This is a genomic window from Ancylobacter sp. TW_SC_1, from assembly GCF_056836805.1.
Window position 1 is genome coordinate 1,110,999 of record NZ_CM166365.1, and the last position, 16,851, is coordinate 1,127,849.

The 16,851-nt window shown below is 68.7% G+C and carries 15 protein-coding genes; 8 read left to right on the forward strand and 7 right to left on the reverse strand.

The window, feature by feature from the left end:
• Positions 1 to 38: 38 nt before the first annotated feature.
• Genes pucL through uraD form a run of 5 tightly spaced genes read left to right on the forward strand, consistent with a single transcriptional unit; the run spans position 39 to position 6,692 of the window.
• Positions 39 to 878: a factor-independent urate hydroxylase gene (gene pucL, locus AC1PZ7_RS05170; RefSeq protein ID WP_482358438.1), complete on the forward strand. Its 840-nt coding sequence runs from the start codon at positions 39 to 41 to the stop codon at positions 876 to 878.
• 19 nt (positions 879 to 897) lie between these two features.
• Positions 898 to 1,722 (forward strand): FAD binding domain-containing protein, encoded by an 825-nt coding sequence (locus tag AC1PZ7_RS05175; RefSeq protein ID WP_482358439.1) that lies wholly within the window; start codon positions 898 to 900, stop codon positions 1,720 to 1,722.
• Complete coding sequence (locus AC1PZ7_RS05180) at positions 1,719 to 4,445, forward strand: molybdopterin-dependent oxidoreductase (RefSeq protein WP_482358440.1); 2,727 nt, start codon at positions 1,719 to 1,721, stop codon at positions 4,443 to 4,445. Before AC1PZ7_RS05175 ends, AC1PZ7_RS05180 begins: the two co-directional genes overlap by 4 nt.
• Positions 4,442 to 5,797: a guanine deaminase gene (guaD, locus tag AC1PZ7_RS05185; protein ID WP_482358441.1), complete on the forward strand. Its 1,356-nt coding sequence runs from the start codon at positions 4,442 to 4,444 to the stop codon at positions 5,795 to 5,797. Before AC1PZ7_RS05180 ends, guaD begins: the two co-directional genes overlap by 4 nt.
• A 7-nt stretch (positions 5,798 to 5,804) precedes the next feature.
• Complete coding sequence (gene uraD / locus AC1PZ7_RS05190) at positions 5,805 to 6,692, forward strand: 2-oxo-4-hydroxy-4-carboxy-5-ureidoimidazoline decarboxylase (RefSeq protein WP_482358442.1); 888 nt, start codon at positions 5,805 to 5,807, stop codon at positions 6,690 to 6,692.
• Between the two features lie 168 nt (positions 6,693 to 6,860).
• Here uraD and AC1PZ7_RS05195 read toward each other — a convergent pair whose 3' ends face one another.
• The 6 genes from AC1PZ7_RS05195 to AC1PZ7_RS05220 form a co-directional block, all read right to left on the reverse strand.
• Positions 6,861 to 7,070, reverse strand: a complete 210-nt coding sequence (locus AC1PZ7_RS05195; RefSeq protein WP_482358443.1) for a hypothetical protein — start codon at positions 7,068 to 7,070, stop codon at positions 6,861 to 6,863.
• Positions 7,071 to 7,207: 137 nt separating this feature from the next.
• The gene (locus tag AC1PZ7_RS05200) at positions 7,208 to 7,669 is read right to left on the reverse strand and encodes a flavin reductase (RefSeq protein ID WP_482359571.1); all 462 of its coding nucleotides are present in this window, start codon (positions 7,667 to 7,669) and stop codon (positions 7,208 to 7,210) included.
• 151 nt (positions 7,670 to 7,820) lie between these two features.
• Positions 7,821 to 9,134, reverse strand: coding sequence for an NtaA/DmoA family FMN-dependent monooxygenase (locus AC1PZ7_RS05205; RefSeq protein ID WP_482358444.1), 1,314 nt, complete (start codon positions 9,132 to 9,134; stop codon positions 7,821 to 7,823).
• Between the two features lie 5 nt (positions 9,135 to 9,139).
• On the reverse strand, positions 9,140 to 9,976 hold the full coding sequence (locus AC1PZ7_RS05210) for an ABC transporter ATP-binding protein (RefSeq protein WP_482358445.1): 837 nt from the start codon (positions 9,974 to 9,976) through the stop codon (positions 9,140 to 9,142).
• Entirely contained in the window at positions 9,977 to 10,795 is an 819-nt protein-coding gene (locus AC1PZ7_RS05215; protein ID WP_482358446.1) for an ABC transporter permease, read from the reverse strand. It lies immediately after the preceding gene.
• A 305-nt stretch (positions 10,796 to 11,100) separates the two neighbouring features.
• The gene (locus AC1PZ7_RS05220) at positions 11,101 to 12,180 is read right to left on the reverse strand and encodes a putative urea ABC transporter substrate-binding protein (protein ID WP_482358447.1); all 1,080 of its coding nucleotides are present in this window, start codon (positions 12,178 to 12,180) and stop codon (positions 11,101 to 11,103) included.
• 136 nt (positions 12,181 to 12,316) lie between these two features.
• On the opposite strand from AC1PZ7_RS05220, the gene AC1PZ7_RS05225 reads away from it, so the two are divergent.
• From AC1PZ7_RS05225 to AC1PZ7_RS05235, 3 genes are all read left to right on the forward strand, one after another.
• Positions 12,317 to 12,940: a TetR/AcrR family transcriptional regulator gene (locus tag AC1PZ7_RS05225; protein ID WP_482358448.1), complete on the forward strand. Its 624-nt coding sequence runs from the start codon at positions 12,317 to 12,319 to the stop codon at positions 12,938 to 12,940.
• A 189-nt stretch (positions 12,941 to 13,129) separates the two neighbouring features.
• A complete protein-coding gene (locus tag AC1PZ7_RS05230; protein WP_482358449.1) occupies positions 13,130 to 13,582 on the forward strand; it encodes a (2Fe-2S)-binding protein in 453 nt (150 codons plus the stop codon).
• A 5-nt stretch (positions 13,583 to 13,587) separates the two neighbouring features.
• Positions 13,588 to 15,804 carry a xanthine dehydrogenase family protein molybdopterin-binding subunit gene (locus tag AC1PZ7_RS05235; RefSeq protein WP_482358450.1) on the forward strand — a complete coding sequence of 739 codons (2,217 nt, stop codon included), beginning with the start codon at positions 13,588 to 13,590 and terminating at the stop codon, positions 15,802 to 15,804.
• Positions 15,805 to 15,937: 133 nt separating this feature from the next.
• Here the strand turns inward: AC1PZ7_RS05235 and AC1PZ7_RS05240 are convergent, their stop codons facing one another.
• A complete protein-coding gene (locus AC1PZ7_RS05240) occupies positions 15,938 to 16,828 on the reverse strand; it encodes a LysR family transcriptional regulator (protein WP_482358451.1) in 891 nt (296 codons plus the stop codon).
• Between the last annotated feature and the right edge of the window lie 23 nt (positions 16,829 to 16,851).

The window sequence follows — 16,851 nt, forward strand, 5'->3', positions numbered from 1 at the left end:
ATCGGCGGGGATCCGGCGCAGACAGGGGAGACGTGGTCATGCCGCTCATTCGCAATTCCTACGGCAAGGGCCGCGTCCGGATCATGCGGGTGCAGCGCGACACTCCGCGCCACGAGGTGCGCGAGCTTTCCGTGCAGGCGATGCTGACCGGCGATTTCGACGCTGCCTATACGGAGGGCGACAACACCAAGGTCATCGCCACCGATTCGATCAAGAACATCATCAATATCGTGGCGCGCGACCATGTCGGGGCCGAAAATGAGGTGTTCGCCAGCGAACTGGCGCAGTATTTTCTTGGCCGCTATCTCCATGTCGCCGGCGTCGAGGTGACGGCGAGCGAGACGAAGTGGCGCCGCATCGAGCTCGATGGCGAGCCGCACGATCATTCCTTCGTGCTCGACGGCAATGGCAAGCCTTTCGTCAAGCTGTCGGCGACGCGCGAGGGTACGCGCCTGGCCTCGGGCGTCAGCGGCCTTACCTTCCTGAAGACGACACAGTCGGGCTGGGAGAATTACTGGGTCGACGAGGCGACGACGCTGAAGCCGACCGCCGACCGGCTGTTCGCCACCTCGATGGACGCCGAATGGCTCTGGGGCGGCACTCCCGCCAGCTATGAGGCCGCGAACGCGGCCGTGCTGGAGGCGGGGTTGAGGGTGTTCGCGACCACTTACAGCCCCGGCGTGCAGAACACCATGTATCTCATGGGCGAGGCGGTGCTGGCGGCGGTGCCGGAGGTGGCTGAAGTCTCGATGGCCTGCCCGAACAAGCACTATCTGCCGATCGACCTGTCGCCCTTCGGCCGGGCGTTCGACGGTCAGGTCTTCACGCCGACGGACGAGCCGCACGGCCAGATCGAATGCACGCTGGCTCGCGGCTGAAGGGCGAGGGAAGACGTCCATGGATCTCAACGCGGTCACGTCCGTTCTGCGACCACGCGGACGGGCCGAACTTCCGCCTGCGGTGGAAGGCGATGCCTGGCTGGGCGGGGGGACATGGCTGTTCTCGGAACCGCAGCCGGACGTCCGGCGGCTCATCGATCTCGCCGCTCTCGGCTGGATGCCGTTGCGTGCCGGCGAGCACGGGCTGACCGTTTCCGCCACCTGCACCGTCGTCCAGCTCTACGGCTTCGAGCCGCCGGCGGGATGGAGCGCGGCCTCGCTGATCCCGGAGTGCTGCCGCTCCTTCCTCGCCTCGTTCAAGATCTGGAACATGGCGACGGTGGGCGGCAATATCTGCCTGGCGCTGCCAGCCGGGCCGATGATCTCGCTCTGCGTCGCGCTTGACGGCACCTGCCTTCTCTGGACGCCGGACGATGGCGAGCGGCGGGTGAAGGTCATCGATTTCGTGCGCGGTCCGCGCGACATCGCGCTGGAGCCCGGTGAGTTTCTGCGTGCGGTCGAGTTGCCGGCGGAAGCGCTGCGACGGCGCGCCGCCTTCCGCCGCGCCTCGCTCACCCCGCTGGGGCGCTCGGGCGTGCTGCTGATCGGCACGCTCGATGCGAGCGGTGCCTTCGCGCTCACCATCACCGCTGCGACGCGCCGTCCGCTGCAGTTCGCCTTTCCCGGAATTCCCTCCCGCTACGATCTTGCCACGCGCCTGGCGGCGGCGATCCCCGACGAGCTCTATTATGACGACATGCATGGCCGGCCGGACTGGCGCCGCCACATGACGGCCATGCTGGCCGAGGAGATCCGTGAGGAACTGCAAGAGGAGGGGGCGTGAGGTTCACCGTCAACGGCCGTGGCTTCGACATCGACCCCCGTCCCGGTCAGTGCCTGCGCACGCTGCTGCGGGAGCTGGGCTGGTTCGGCGTTAAGAAGGGCTGCGACGCCGGTGACTGCGGCGCCTGCACGGTGCATCTCGACGGGCGGCCGGTGCACAGCTGCGTCACCCCCGCCTTCCGCGCCGAGGGGCGCAGCGTGACCACCATCGAGGGGCTGGCCGACACGACGCAGGACACCGGGCTCCACCCGATGCAGCAGGCCTTCCTTGCGGCGCAGGGCTTCCAGTGCGGCTTCTGCACCGCGGGCATGGTGATGACCGCCGCGGCGCTCGACCAGGGACAAAGGGCCGAGCTGGCGGCGTCGCTGAAGGGCAATCTGTGCCGCTGCACCGGCTACGCCGCGATCGCGGATGCGATCGACGGGATCGCGACGGTGGAGCCGGACCTCACGGGCGAGGCGGCCGGCCGCAGCCTGCCCGCCCCGGCCGGCCCGGCCATCGTCACCGGCGCGGCGCGCTACACCATGGACGTCGCGCCCGAAGGCGAACTCGCCGGGCTGCTGCACATGAAGCTGCTGCGCGCGCCGCTGCCGCATGCCCGCATCCGCGCCATCGATGCCTCGGCGGCGCTGGCTGTGCCCGGCGTCGTGGCGGTGCTCACCCATGAGGACGCGCCGGAGCGGTGTTTCTCCACCGCGCGGCACCACCACGCCACCGACGATGTCGACGATACGCGCGTGCTCGACAGCCAGGTACGCCATGTCGGCCAGCGCGTCGCCGCCGTGGTGGCGACGAGCGAGGCGGCGGCGGAGGCGGGGTGCGCCGCCATCCGCATCGACTACCAGCCTTTGCCGGGCGTGTTCGATCCGGAAGCGGCGATGGCCCCCGGTGCGCCGCTGGTGCATGGCGACAAGGGGGCGGCCTCGCGCATCGCGGATCCCGCGCGCAACATCGTCGCCGAGATGCACGGCGAGGTCGGCGACGTCGCGGCGGGCTTCGCGGAGGCCGATGTGATCCACGAGGCGACCTATGAAAGCCAGCGCCTGCAGCACGCCCATCTGGAGACGCATGGCTGCATCGGCTGGCGCGACGCGGATGGCCGGCTCAATATCCGCACTTCGTCGCAGACGCCCTTCCTGACCCGTGACGCGCTGTGCGCGCTGTACGACCTGCCGCGCGATGCGGTGCGCGTCTTCGCCGAGCGGGTCGGCGGCGGCTTCGGCGGCAAGCAGGAGATGCTGACCGAGGACATCGTCGCCCTCGCCGTGATGAAAACCGGGCGGCCGGTGAAGCTGGAATATACCCGCGGCGAGCAGTTCGCCGCCTCGACCAGCCGCCACCCGATGAAGGTGACGCTGAAGATCGGCGCCACGCGCGAGGGGCGGCTGACGGCCATTTCCATGCGCATGCTGCTGAATACCGGCGCCTATGGCAACCACGCCGCCGGCGTGCTGTTCCACGGCTCGGGCGAATGCGTCGCGCTCTACCGCTGCCCGAACAAGAAGGTCGACGGCTATTCCGTCTATACCCATTCCCTGCCGAGCGGAGCGTTTCGCGGCTACGGGCTGAGCCAGACCAATTTCGCCGTGGAATCGGCCATGGACGAGCTGGCGCACCGGCTCGGCATCGATCCGTTCGCGTTTCGCCGGCTGAACGTCGTGCGGCCCGGCGACCCGATGGTCTCCTCCTCCGAGGAGGTGCACGATGTCGAGATGGGCAGCTATGGGCTCGACCAGTGCCTCGACCTGGTGGAGACGGCGCTGGACCGGCCCTCCCCGCAGCGTCTGTGCGGCGACTGGCGGATCGGACGCGGCATGGCGGTGGCGATGATCGACACCATCCCGCCGCGCGGGCATGTCGCGCAGACGCGGCTGCGCCTGACCCTGGAGGGCGGCTATGAGCTGCACACCGGAACGGCGGAGTTCGGCAACGGCACCACGACCGTGCACGCGCAGATCGCCGCGACGCTGCTCGGCGCCCGGATCGGGCAGGTCGCGATACGCCAGTCCGACACCGAGCATGTGAGGCACGATACCGGCGCCTATGGCTCGACCGGCACGGTGGTGGCCGGCGAGGCGACGCGCAAGGCGGCGGAGGCTCTCGCCGCGAAGATCCGCGCGGCGGCGGCCGAACGGCTGGGCGTCGATGCTTCCGCGTGCCGGATCGAGGCCGATGGCGTCGTCGCCGGTGCAGCGCGGATTGCACTCGGCGAACTGGCGCCGCTGGAGGCCCTCGGCGATGCCGCCGGCACCCCGCGCTCGGTCGCCTTCAATGTGCAAGGCTTTGAAGTCGCTGTACATTCTCGCAGCGGCGAGATTCGCATCCTACGCTCGCTGCACGCGGCTGATGCGGGGACTGTAATCAACCCGATGCAGTGCCGGGGGCAGGTTGAGGGCGGGGTTGCGCAGGCCATCGGCGCTGCACTTTATGAGCGGCTGATCATCGACGAGGCGGGCGCGGTGGCCAATCCGAGCTTTCGCGGCTACCACATTCCCGCCTTCGCCGACGTGCCGCGCACCGAGGTGTTCTTCGCGCAAACCTATGATTCCATTGGACCGCTGGGAGCGAAGTCGATGAGCGAGAGCCCCTACAACCCGGTGGCGGCCGCGCTCGCCAACGCCATTTTCAACGCCACCGGCGTGCGCCTGCGCGCGACGCCGTTCATGGCCGACCAACTGTACGCGCTGCTGCCTCATCAAGCTGCAGAGGGCGCAGCCGAATGAGCGCCATCGGCGGGACGGTGGTGCTGCGCGGGCCGGCGGCGACGCTGGTCGACGATCCGTTCGACAAACCCTCGCGCGCCTGCCTGGATTATCATGACGACGCGCTGGTGCTGATCGAGGACGGCATCATCCGCGCCTTCGGAGCCTATGCGGAGCTGTGCGACCAGGTGCCGGCCGGCAGCGAGATCCGGCACTATCGCGACCATCTGCTGGTGCCCGGCTTCATCGACGCCCATGTGCACTACCCGCAGATGCAGATGATCGGCGCCTATGGCGCGCAACTGCTCGAATGGCTCGACACCTACACGTTCCCGGCGGAGATGAGCTTCGCCGACGCCGGCCATGCCGAGCGCGTGGCGCGGCTGTTCCTGCGCGAATTGCTGCGGGCGGGCACGACGACGGCGATGGTCTACTGCACCGTGCACCCCCATTCGGTGGAGGCCTTCTTCGCCGAGTCCGAGCGCTTCAACACCCGCATGATCGCCGGCAAGGTGCTGATGGACCGCAACGCGCCGGCGGCGCTGCTCGACACCGCCCAGCGCGGCTACGACGAGAGCCTCGCGCTGATCGAGCGCTGGCACGGGCGCGGCCGGCAGCTCTATTGCGTCACGCCGCGCTTCGCCCCGACCAGCACGCAGGCGCAGCTCGAGGCGGCCGGCGCTCTGCTGAAGAGCCGCGACGGGCTCTTCCTGCAGACCCATCTGTGCGAGAATCCGGGCGAGGTGGAATGGGTGCGCGAGCTCTTCCCCGCGCGCTCCTCCTATCTCGACGTCTATGCCCATGCCGGGCTGGTGGGGCGGCGCTCCATGTTCGGCCATGCGGTGCACATGCATGAGGGCGATTTCTGCACCTGCCACCAAAGCGGGGCGGCGCTGGCGCATTGCCCGACCTCGAACCTGTTCCTCGGCAGCGGGCTGTTCCGCCTGTTCGACGCGGTCGATCCGCGCCGGCCGGTGAAGGTGGGGCTCGGCACCGATGTCGGGGCCGGCACCAGTCTCTCGCAGTTGCAGACGCTGAACGAGGCCTACAAGGTGGCGGCGATGGCGGGGCACAAGCTCGATGCGGTGCAGGGCTTCTATCTCGCCACGCTGGGCGGGGCGCGCGCGCTCTGCCTCGACGACCGGCTCGGCCGGCTGGCGCCGGGCTTCGAGGCGGATATCTGCGTGCTCGACGCCAGGGCGACGCCGCTGATGGCGTTCCGTGCCGGCTATTGTGCTTCCATCGAAGAACTGCTGTTCATGCTGATGACGCTCGGGGATGATCGCGCGGTGCGGGCGACCTATGTCGCCGGCGACTGCGTCTATGATCGCGCCCGCGCCGACGACCCGTTCCGATTCGCCGCGGCCATATGAGGTTCCCGTGTCCGACCGCATCAGCCTCGACGACCTGAACGCCCAGGACAAGGCCGGCTTCGTCATCGCGCTGCACGATATTTTCGAGCACACGCCCTGGGTCGCCGATTCGGCCTTTCGCATGCGGCCCTTCGCGACGGTGGCCGCGCTGCACGAGGCGCTGATGGGGGCCGTGCGCGCGCGCAGCGAGGCGGAGCAGGCGGCCTTCGTCTCGGTTCATCCGGACCTCGCCGGCAAGGCGGCGCGGGCGGGCGACATGACGGCGGCCTCCGTCTGCGAGCAGGCCGGCCTCGGCCTCGACCGGCTCTCCGAAGAGGAATATGGGCGCTTCGAGGCGCTCAACGCGGCCTATCGCGAGCGTTTCGGCTTTCCCTTCGTGATCTGCGTGCGCCGACAGACGCGCGACGCCATTCTCGACGCCTTCGAGCGGCGCCTCGGCAATGACCGCGCGCACGAGCTCGCCATGGCGCTCGACGAGATCGGCCACATCACCCGGCTACGGCTGATCGAGCGGGTGACCGGCCCCGGCGTCCCGAACGTCGCCGGCCGGCTCTCCACCCATGTGCTCGATACCCGCAAGGGCGGGCCGGCGGCCGACGTGCAGGTGGAACTCTACGAGGTGGGAACCTCCGGCCGGGCGCGGCTGGTGCAGGTCCGCACCAATGAGGACGGACGCACCGACGCGCCGCTGATCGCCGGCGTACCGCTGCGCGTCGGCACCTATGAGCTGGTGTTCCACATCGGCGACTATTTCGCCGGGCAGGGGTTCGCCTTGCCGGAACGGCCCTTTCTCGACACGGTGCCGATCCGCTTCGGCATCGCCGAGCCGGAGGGGCACTATCACGTGCCGCTGGTGGTCACGCCCTGGAGCTATTCGACCTATCGGGGGAGCTAGAGCACTCCCCCTGAAAGGCGAGTGGTCCTCACGTCTGTAAGACGCTTTGGAACACCGAATCGAGAGCCCGTAGATCCCGGCGATGTTCTCCGCGATGGCGGGAAATCGCAGGGCCTCGGACAGCACCGGTCGCGGGCCGCGCACCGTCGCATCCGGGGCGCGGCGCCATCAGCGGCCGCGGGAATAGGCGTTGATGGTCTCCTGCCAGCGTATGGCGGCGTCGCCATTTATGGCGGCCTGGTTGGTCGCGCGGGGCGGCGTCGCGTAATTGCGCAGCCAGGGGAAGGCCGACGGCGGCGCGTTCTGCGCCTGCGCGGCGGCGGGCAGGGCCATCGCGGCGGCGAGCGCGGCGGCGGCCAGGATCTTGGTGGCACCCATGATGGGTCGCTCCTCAACAGGCGTGCGACATGCACGACCACCTGTATCTATGATCGACCTTGACGAAGCGCTTTCAAGGGCGCGCGGATTCCGCCCCGCTTCACCGCCTGTTGATGCGGGCGCGGTTTCGCCACCGCTCAGTCGTCGGTGGGGCCGGCGAGGGTGTGGTAGCGCCGGCTGTAATAGATCAGGCCCTCGCCGGCGCCGCCCTCGGAGACGCCGATCACCTCGCAGAACAGCACGTCATGTGTGCCGACCTCGACCGTGCGCACGATGCGGCAGTCGAAGGCGACGACCGCGCCGACCAGCATCGGCGCGCCGGTGGCGGCCACGCGCCATTCGCCGCTGGCGAAGCGCTCCTCGGGCGGGGTGCGCCCGCCGAACAGGTTGGAGAGCGGCTCATGGCCCGCCGCCAGCGTGTTGATGCAGACGACGCCATTGGCGTGGACGGGGCCCGCCGCCGAGGAGCCCTTGTTGAGGCAGACGAGCAGCGTCGGCGGGCTGTCGGTGACGGAGCACACCGCCGAGGCGGTGAAGCCGTGGCGGCCGCCCGGCCCGTCGGTGGTGACGATGTTCACCGCCGCGCCGAGGCGCGCCATGGCGTTGCGGTAGCCCTGGCGCGTCACGGCGTTCGGGGGCGGTTCGGTTGTGCCGTCGACCGGCGAGCACTGTGCCATGCCCATCCTCCATCGCGCCGGGTCGTGGGCCGGCGAGGTTTTGCGGGGCGCGGGCGAGCCGCGCCCCCGACGGTCAGAATTCGCGCAGATTGTCGCGCAGCATCTGATGCTTGTATTGCGTGCGGGTGAGGCCGCGCTTCTGCAGCTCGGGCACCAGGCCGTCGCAGATCTCGGTGATGTAGCGGCGCGAGACGCGCAGCACCGGCGTGGTCAGGAGGAAGCCGTCGCCGCCCACCTCCTCCATCGCCGCGCCCATCTTCTCCGCCACCTGCGCGGGCGTGCCGATCAGCTCCAGCGAGGAGACGAGGCCGCCGCCGCCGGCCGCCGCGAGCTGGCGCAGCGTCTTGCCCGAGCCCCATTGCTGGAACTTGTCGAGCGTGCCGGATTCGCCGTTGGTGACGAGCTTCTCCGGCAGCGGCTTGTCGAGGTCGAACTGCGCGAAGTCGATCTCGGTGATGGCGGAGATGGAGATCAGCACGTCGGTGACGAAATTGTCCGACATGGTGACGTGCTCGTAGCGCGTGCGGGCTTCCTCCTCGGTCTCGCCGAGGCTCGGCGTGATGCAGAAGAACACCTTGATGTCGTCCGGGTCGCGGCCGAATTTCTCGGCGCGGGCGCGGATGTCGGCGCGGAACTCCTTCATGCCCTCCACCCCGTTGGCGACCGAGACGATGGCATCGGCGTAGCGGGCGGCGAAATCGCGCCCGCGCGGCGAGGCGCCGGCCTGCAGGTAGACCGGACGGCGCTGCGGCGAGGGCACGGTGTTGAGCGGGCCGCGCACCTGATAATACTTGCCCTTGTGGTCGATGGTGTGGACCTTCGAGCCGTCGGCATAGATGCCGTTCTCGCGGTCGAGCACCACCGCGTCCGGCTCCCACGAATCGAACAGCTTGCCGACCACCTCCATGTATTCCTCCGCCATGGCGTAGCGGTCCTCGCGCGGGGGCAGCTTGTCCATGCCGAAATTCTGCGCCGCGAGGTCCTCCGCCGAGGTCACGACGTTCCAGCCGAAGCGGCCCTTGGTGAGGCTGTCGATGGTGGAGGACAGGCGCGCCAGCATGAAGGGCGGGTAGGCCATGGTCGACATGGTGGCGACGACGCCGAGATGGCGCGTGGCCATGCCCATGGCGACGGCGAGCGGGGCGGGGTCGGCCTTGGGCACCATCATCGCGTGCTTGAGCGAGAGGTCGCGCGAGGCGCCGAAGGTCTCCGGCACCATCAGCTTGTCCTCGATCATGATGAGGTCGAAGCAGGCGCGCTCCAGGCTCTGCGCCATCTCGATGTAGAACTGGCCGTCCCAGGGATAGCCGCCCTGCCCGAAGGGTTCGCGCCACTCGTCGGGCGTGAAGTTCATGAACCAGGCGAGATGAAAGCGCTTGTCGGCCATTGCAGTCAGTCCTTCACAAGTGCCGGGACGGTCGGGCCGTCTTCCGGCAGGGAATTGCCGGCGAGGAGGGCGAGGCGCACCCTCTCGCGTTCCGCTTCGAAGAGGCGGGATTCGCGCACGCTGCGGCACTTGCTCTCGAAGTCGGAGACGATGGTGGCGCCGAAGCGTTCGGGCGCCTGCGGGTCGTTGCGCGGGCGGTCGACCGCGATGACGCGGGTGCCGAGCAGGAAGGCCTCCGGCAGGTCGTGCGTGACCATGACGATGGTCATGCGGTTCTCCTCCCACAATTCGCCGACCAGCTCGTGCATGGATTTGCGGGTGCCGGGATCGAGCGCGCCGAACGGCTCGTCGAGGAGCAGCACCTTGGGCTTCATGATCAGCGCCTGAGCGAGGGCGAGGCGCTGCTGCATGCCGCCGGACAGCTGGGCGGGATATTTGTGCGCGTGCTCGCCGAGGCCGACGCGGGCGAGCAGCGCCATGGCGCGCTCTTCCAGCGCCTTGCGGCGGGCGCCGAAGAAGCGGCCGAGCAGCGGCGCGCCGGCCCATTGCGGGCCCATCATCACATTGCCCAGCACGGTCCGGTGCGGGAACACCGAGTAGCGCTGGAAGACCACGCCGCGATCGGCGGTCGGCTCGGCGGCGATGGGGTCGCCGTCGATCAGGATCCTGCCGCGCGTCGGGCGCTCCTGCGAAAGCAGCATGCGCAGCAGCGTGGTCTTGCCGACACCCGAGGGGCCGATGATGACGAGGAACTCGTGGTCGTCGAGCGAGAGGTTGACGCGCTCGAGGACGACGCGGTCGTCATACTCTTTCCAGACGTTCTCGAAGACGATGGTGGTCATTCAGGCCGCCTTTATCTGGTCCCACGGATAGGCGGCGACCGCGAGGCGGCGCAGCGCGTAATCCATGAGGAAGGCGAGCAGGGTGATCCAGATCACGTAGGGAAGGATCACGTCCATGGCGAGGTAGCGCCGCACGAGGAAGATGCGGTAGCCGAGGCCGCCCTCGGCGGTGATCGCCTCCGCGGCGATGACGAACAGCCAGGCGGCGCCGAGCGAGAGGCGCACCGAATCGATGAGGCGCGGCATGACCTGCGGCAGCACCACGCCGGATATCATCTGCCAGGTCGAGGCGCCGAGCGTCTGCGCCTTGATGATCTGCTCGGTCGGAATGGCGGACACGCGCAGCATCACGTCGCGGATGATGAAGGGGGCGATGCCGAACACGATGAGCACGATCTTGGACGCCTCGCCGAGGCCGAACAGGATGAACAGGATCGGCAGCACCGCCAGCGGCGGGATCAGCGAGAAGGCGGCGAAGAACGGCTCGAAGGTCGAGCGCAGATAGGGCACGAAGCCGACGATGATGCCGAGCACGAGGCCCAGCAGGGCGGAGATGCCGAGGCCGAGGAACAGACGCTGCAGGCTGAGCCAGGTGTCCCACCACAGAAGATACTGCTTGGTGGCGATGTCGATCGTCGTCGCCATGCGCACCATGGTCGCCCAGAAGCTGGCGAAGCTCGGCATCAGCTTGTCGGCCGGCTCCACCGCGAGGCGCGCATTGGAGGCGAGCAGATAGATCACCAGCACCGCGAGAAAGGGCAGGATGGCGAGGATCAGCCGGACGCCCGGACGGGGCGCGTAGTTGATGATGCGGCGCATGGCGGCTTTCCGTTTCGAGGGCGTCACCCGGGAGGCTGCACCTGCTCCCGGGATGCTCGTTGTCGAGCACTCAAGATCCCATCCTTCGAGGCTCGCTTCGCTCGCGCCTCAGGATGACGGAGCTTTGGAGAGCCGTTTATTGCCGGCTCCCGCCGGGGCGAGGGGCTGAGGAACGTCCAACCGTGGTCCCCTCACCGTCCCGCGGAGCCTGTCCTCGGGCTCGCCGAAGGCGAGACCCGTGGGCTGGCCACTTCTCCCCAATGGGGAGAGGGATGAGCGGGGACGGCTCTCCGGTCCTTCGGGCGTCAGAGCTTGCCGTCGGCGACGTCCTTGGTGAAGGTCGCGTTGACCCGCATCTTGATGTTGGCCTTGTCGCCCAGCACCGTGCCGTCGGCGACCTCGATGCCGATCGTGTCGACGCTGGTGGCGCCCTGTCCGAACAGGCCCTGCTGGAAGCAGAAGGTGCGGATGCTGTTCCAGATCTTGGCGTTCTCGGGCGAGGCGAGGAAGCTGTAGGCTTCGCCCGCCGTGTAGAAGAAGTGGGTGGTGTCGAGCTGCGCCTGCAGGCCGCCGGCATCGGTGCCCATGGCGCTGGTCATGACCGCGCGCATCTCCTCGCCCGGCGCGCCGCCGGCCTTGAGGATGCCGAGCGCCTCATACCAGGCGCCGACCACCGCCTTGCCGAAATCGGGATTGTCCTTCAGCGTCTGGGTATTGCCGATGAACACATCCATGATCTCGCCCGGGATCTTGGAGGAGTCGAACAGGTTCGTCGCGCCCTTGACCTTGAGCATGTCCTCGGTCAGCGGCTTCCAGGAGACCGCGTGCTTCATGTCGTCCTGCGAGACGAAGGCGGCGGAGATCTCGGCGTCGGAGATGTTCACCGTCTTGGCGGCGGTGGGGTCGTCGATGCCGTTGAGCTGCAGCGCGCGGTTCAGCAGATAGTGCGAGACGCTGTACTGGAGCAGGTAGGTGTCCTGACCGGCCAGTTCCTTGACGGTCTTGGCGGTCTTGGACAGGACGATGTCGTTGCCGTTGGAATAGTCGGTGATCAGGAAGATCGAGGTGTCGACGCCGCCGGCCGCCGGCATGGTGAGGCCATCCATCGAGGCCACGCCCACCGCGTCGATCTCGCCGGCGATGAACTGGTTGATGCTGCCGACGTAATCGTTGGCCTGGATGATCTCGACATCGATGCCGTACTTGTCGGCCCACTTCTTCATGATGCCGGACGACTTCATGTAGGCGAAGGGCATGAAGCCGATATAGACGGTGTAGGCGACCTTGAAACTCTTCTTGGGGGCGGCCTGCGCCCCCGGCATTCCCGTGAGGGCGGCGGCAGTGAGGCTGGCGAAGACGGCTGCAGCCCTGAAAATGCGCTTCATGAGGAGTGGCTCCGGTCGCTGAAATGGCTGGACCGGGTTATTAAACGGTGACTTAATATCGTCTGCAAGCCCAACAAATGGGCACGCCTAGCATATGAGCAAGGCAGAAAATTCCGTACAAGTACGGAGGAGCCGCATGATTGCACGACCCGCGCGCAAGCGCCTCCAGCCGGCGGAGCGGCGGGGGATGATCCTCGAGGAAGCCTTGCGGCTGTTCGCCGAGCGCCATTTCTCGGTGGTCACGGTGCGCGACATCGCGATGGTCTGCGACATCAATGTCGGGCTGCTCTACCACTATTTCGACAACAAGGACGATCTGGTGCGCCGCGCGCTTGGGCACGCCATCGAGCAGCTCATGGCCGGTTACGAGGCGCGCCGCGCCGCCGGCACGGAGCCGCTGGCGGAGATTCTCGCCTGGCTCGACACCCATATGGAGCTTGCCCCGACGCTGGCGCTGATGGTCAAGCTGATGTCCGATTATGCCAGCTCGGGCCTGCGCGACGTCGAGCTCGACGCGCTGATCGCCGGCTTCTACGGGCGCGAGAAGCAGCTTCTGGAAGGGGCGCTGCAGCGCGGCGTCGCGAGCCGCCAGTTCGCCGAGGTCGACATTCCACGCACCGCCCGCCGGATCGGCCTGATGCTCGACGGCATCTTCTACGCCTCCGCCAGCCGCGGCGACGACCGCATCACCGACGACATTAGCGACCTCGCCGATTTCGTGCGCGCCATGCTCGGGGCGACCGAGCGGGCGGAAGCCTGAGGCGTCGGTACCCGCGTGCGGGCGCGTCGTCCGGCGGGCGGCGGCGTCACGTATTGGTGATTAGATGACGGCCATCATGAAGCCTAGCTTCCGCGCGGGAGCGCAGACGACATAGCCGGAGGTGGCCGGGACACCGCCCGCCGGCGGCGTCGTCGCGCGTCCTCATCCCCGATAAGGAGAGGGCGACTGATGAAATTCACACTCAACGGAAGCGAACGCACCATCGACGCCGATGGCGGCATGCCCCTTTTGTGGGCGATTCGCGACATTGTCGGCCTGACCGGCACGAAGTTCGGCTGCGGCGTCGCCCTGTGCGGCGCCTGCACGGTCCATGTCGACGGCGTGCCGGTGCGCTCGTGCCAGACCTCGCTCGCCGATGTCGAGGGCAAGAGCGTCACCACCATCGAGGGCGTCGGCGGCGAGGTCGGCGCGGCGGTGGTCGCCGCCTGGCGCAAGCTCGACGTCGTGCAGTGCGGCTACTGCCAGTCCGGCCAGATCATGTCGGCCATCGGCCTGCTCAGCGAGAATCGCAAGCCGAGCGACGAGGACATCGACAGCGCGATGGACGGCAATGTCTGCCGCTGTGCCACCTATCAACGCATCCGCGCGGCGATCCACGACGCCGCCGCCAACCTCGCGTGAGCGCCATGCATATCATCAAACCCGAACATTACCGGCAGATGCTGGCGGGGATGGGCGAGCCGGTCGCTCCCTCGCGCCGCAATTTCCTCAAGGGGCTCGCCGCCGCCGGTGGCGCGCTGGTGATCGGCGTGCATCTCGACCCGCGCGCGGCGTACGCCGAGGGCGCCCCCGCCGCTTCCGCGCCGCCCATGCCGAACGCCTTCGTGCGCATCGCGCCGGACAATACGGTGACGGTGCTCATCAAGCATCTCGACATGGGGCAGGGCGTCACGACGGGCCTTTCCACCATCGTGGCGGAGGAACTGGACGCCGACTGGAGCCAGATGCGCGCCGCCTTCGCCCCGGCCGACGCCACGCTCTACAACAACCTCGCCTTCGGCCCGGTGCAGGGCACCGGCGGCTCGACCTCGGTGGCCAATAGCTGGGAGCAACTGCGCAAGGCCGGCGCGGCGGCGCGCCAGATGCTGGTCGCGGCCGCCGCCGCGCAATGGCGCGTGCCGGCCGACACCATCACCGTCGCGAAGGGCGTGCTGACGAGCGGCAGCCATTCTGGCCGTTTCGGCGACTTCGCCGAGGCGGCGGCGAAGCTGCCGGTGCCGGCCGAGGTGACGCTCAAGGACCCCAAGGACTTCACGCTGATCGGCACGCGCCTGCCGCGCCTCGATTCCGCCGAGAAGACGGACGGCAAGGCGATCTACGCGCTCGACATGAGGCGGCCGGGCATGCTGACCGCGGTGATCCGCCGGCCGGACCGCTTCGGCGCCACGGTGAAGAGCTTCGACGCCGCGGCGGCCAAGAAGGTGCCGGGCGTGGTCGAGGTGGTGGCGGTGCCCTCGGGCATCGCCGTGCTGGCGCAGAACACCTGGGCGGCGATACAGGGCCGCGACGCGCTCGCCGCCATCGAATGGGACGAGGCGCAGGCGGAGACACGCGGCACGGCCGAACTGTTCGACGAGTACCGCAAGCTGGCGCGGACGCCGGGCGTGCCCGCCGCACGCCGGGGCGATGCCGCCAAGGGCCTGGCGGGTGCGGCGAAGACCATCGAGGCCGAGTTCAGCTTTCCCTATCTCGCCCACGCGCCGATGGAGCCGCTGAACTGCGTCATCGAGAAGACCGGCGATGGTGTCACCATCTGGACCGGCTCGCAGTTCCAGACCATCGAACAGGCGGTCACCGCCGGCATTCTCGGCCTGAAGCCGGAACAGGTGAAGATCGAGACCTTGTGGGCCGGCGGCTCCTTCGGGCGCCGCGCCAACCCGCCGGCGGACTACATCGCCGAGGCCGCCACCATCCTGAAGGCGATCGACGGCCGCGCGCCGGTGCACCTCGTCTGGACCCGCGAGGATGACATAAAGGGCGGCTTCTACCGCCCGATGTTCTACCATTCGGTGCGCGCCGGCCTGACGGCGGACGGCAAGATCGCCGGCTGGGACCAGCGCATCGTCGGCCAGTCCTTCATCGCCGGCACGCCGTTCGAGGCCTTCATCATCAAGGACGGCGTCGACGGCACCTCGGTCGAGGGCGCCTCCGACACCAATTACGCCATCGGCGATTTCCGGGTCGACCTGCATTCGCCGGCGGTGAAGGTGCCGACGCTGTGGTGGCGCTCGGTCGGCCACACCCACACCGCGCATGTGGTGGAGGTGATGATCGACGAACTCGCCCGCGCGGCCGGTCGCGACCCGGTCGAGTTCCGGCTGGAACTGCTGAAGGACATGCCGCGCCACGCCGGGGTGCTCAAGCTGCTGGCCGAGAAGGCGCAATGGGGTCCCAAGGCCGGCGCCGGCAAGGGGCGCGGCGTCGCGCTGCACGAGAGCTTCAACACCGTGGTTGGCAGCGTGATCGACATCTCGGTGGTGGATGGCAAGATCAAGGTCGACCGCGTGATCTGCGCGGTCGATTGCGGCATCGCGGTCAATCCGGACGTGATCGCCGCGCAGATCGAGGGCGGCGTCGGCTTCGGCCTCGGCGCGGCGCTGCATGACGAGATCACGCTCGACAAGGGCGTCGTCGAGCAGGCCAATTTCGACACCTATATTCCGCTGCGCATGTCGGAGATGCCGAAGGTGGAGGTGCATATCGTGCCCTCCGCCAACGCGCCGACCGGCATCGGCGAGCCGGGCGTTCCCGGCGTCGCCCCGGCGCTGTCCAACGCCATCTTCGACGCCACCGGCCAGCGGCTTCGCTCGCTGCCGTTCAAGCTGGAAGACTTCAAGGCGTAGGTCGCTGCGTCACCGATCCCGTCGGCATCCCGGACGGTCCGCAGGACCGATCCGGGATGGCGCGAAGATGGAGAGCGATCCCGGCTCTCCGCTTCGCTTCGGCCGGGATGACGGAGGGGGCGGTGGCCGGCTGCTATTGCAGGGCCACCGTCCGCAGGCCCTCGACCAGCGCGTCGAACACCACGCGGTGGCGGCGGCTGGCCTTCAGATCCTCATGCATGACGATCCACACCGGCAGGTCGAGCGCGAAGGCGTCCGGCAGCACCGGCACGAGGTCCGGCTCGCGCCGGGCGATCGCCCCCTGGCAGATGCCGATTCCGAAGCCGGCGCGGATCGCGGCGAGCTGCGCGAGGTCGCTGTCGGTCCTGAGCGCGAAGGCGGCGCGCGCCAGCACCGGAAAACGCTGGACGGCGGCGCGGATCGCCGGCGTCTCGCGGTCGAAGCCGATGAGGTCGTGTCCGGCCAGCGCGTCGAGGCGTGCGGGCGTGCCCTTGCGCGCGAGATAGCGCCGATGGGCGAAAAGGCCGACGCGGATCGACGGCAGATGCCGGGCGAGCAGCGCCTCCTGCGCCGGCTCGACCATGCGTACCGCGATGTCGGCGGCGCGCTCCAGCACGTTCTCCACCGCATTGGACAGGGCCAGCTCGATCACCAGGCCGGGATGGCGCGCGCGCAGATCCGCGAGGAGGGGCGGCAGATGCTCCGCGCCGACCACCTCGGAGGCGCTGATCCGCACTGTCCCGCGCACCTCCCGCGCGCGGCCCGAGGCGGTGCGCAGCAGCGCGGCCGAGGTAGTGGCCATCGCGCGGGCATAGGGGCCGAGCTCCAGCGCCGTCTCGGTGGGGGCGAGGCCGCGCTGCGAGCGCAGGAAGAGCTGCGTTCCGATCGCCTGTTCCAGCGCGTCGAGATGGCGGGCAATCGTCGGCTGGGTCAGCCCGAGCCGCCGCGCCGCGCCGGACAGCGAGCGCTCGTCGAGGACGGCGAGGAAGCTGCGGTAGAGGTTCCAGTCCGGTTCCACGTTCATTCATTCATGTATAGCGATGGCAA

Excerpts from the sequence above, each read along its gene's own strand:
- AC1PZ7_RS05200 (WP_482359571.1), bottom strand. The coding sequence starts at position 7,669 with ATGGCGCGCCTCGGCGCGGCGGTGAACATCGTCACCACCGACGGGCCG.
- pucL (WP_482358438.1), top strand. The coding sequence starts at position 39 with ATGCCGCTCATTCGCAATTCCTACGGCAAGGGCCGCGTCCGGATCATG.
- guaD (WP_482358441.1), top strand. The coding sequence starts at position 4,442 with ATGAGCGCCATCGGCGGGACGGTGGTGCTGCGCGGGCCGGCGGCGACG.
- AC1PZ7_RS05220 (WP_482358447.1), bottom strand. The coding sequence starts at position 12,180 with ATGAAGCGCATTTTCAGGGCTGCAGCCGTCTTCGCCAGCCTCACTGCC.
- AC1PZ7_RS05195 (WP_482358443.1), bottom strand. The coding sequence starts at position 7,070 with ATGGGTGCCACCAAGATCCTGGCCGCCGCCGCGCTCGCCGCCGCGATG.
- AC1PZ7_RS05210 (WP_482358445.1), bottom strand. The coding sequence starts at position 9,976 with ATGACCACCATCGTCTTCGAGAACGTCTGGAAAGAGTATGACGACCGC.
- AC1PZ7_RS05225 (WP_482358448.1), top strand. The coding sequence starts at position 12,317 with ATGATTGCACGACCCGCGCGCAAGCGCCTCCAGCCGGCGGAGCGGCGG.
- AC1PZ7_RS05215 (WP_482358446.1), bottom strand. The coding sequence starts at position 10,795 with ATGCGCCGCATCATCAACTACGCGCCCCGTCCGGGCGTCCGGCTGATC.
- AC1PZ7_RS05235 (WP_482358450.1), top strand. The coding sequence starts at position 13,588 with ATGCATATCATCAAACCCGAACATTACCGGCAGATGCTGGCGGGGATG.
- AC1PZ7_RS05230 (WP_482358449.1), top strand. The coding sequence starts at position 13,130 with ATGAAATTCACACTCAACGGAAGCGAACGCACCATCGACGCCGATGGC.
- AC1PZ7_RS05205 (WP_482358444.1), bottom strand. The coding sequence starts at position 9,134 with ATGGCCGACAAGCGCTTTCATCTCGCCTGGTTCATGAACTTCACGCCC.
- AC1PZ7_RS05240 (WP_482358451.1), bottom strand. The coding sequence starts at position 16,828 with ATGAACGTGGAACCGGACTGGAACCTCTACCGCAGCTTCCTCGCCGTC.
- AC1PZ7_RS05175 (WP_482358439.1), top strand. The coding sequence starts at position 898 with ATGGATCTCAACGCGGTCACGTCCGTTCTGCGACCACGCGGACGGGCC.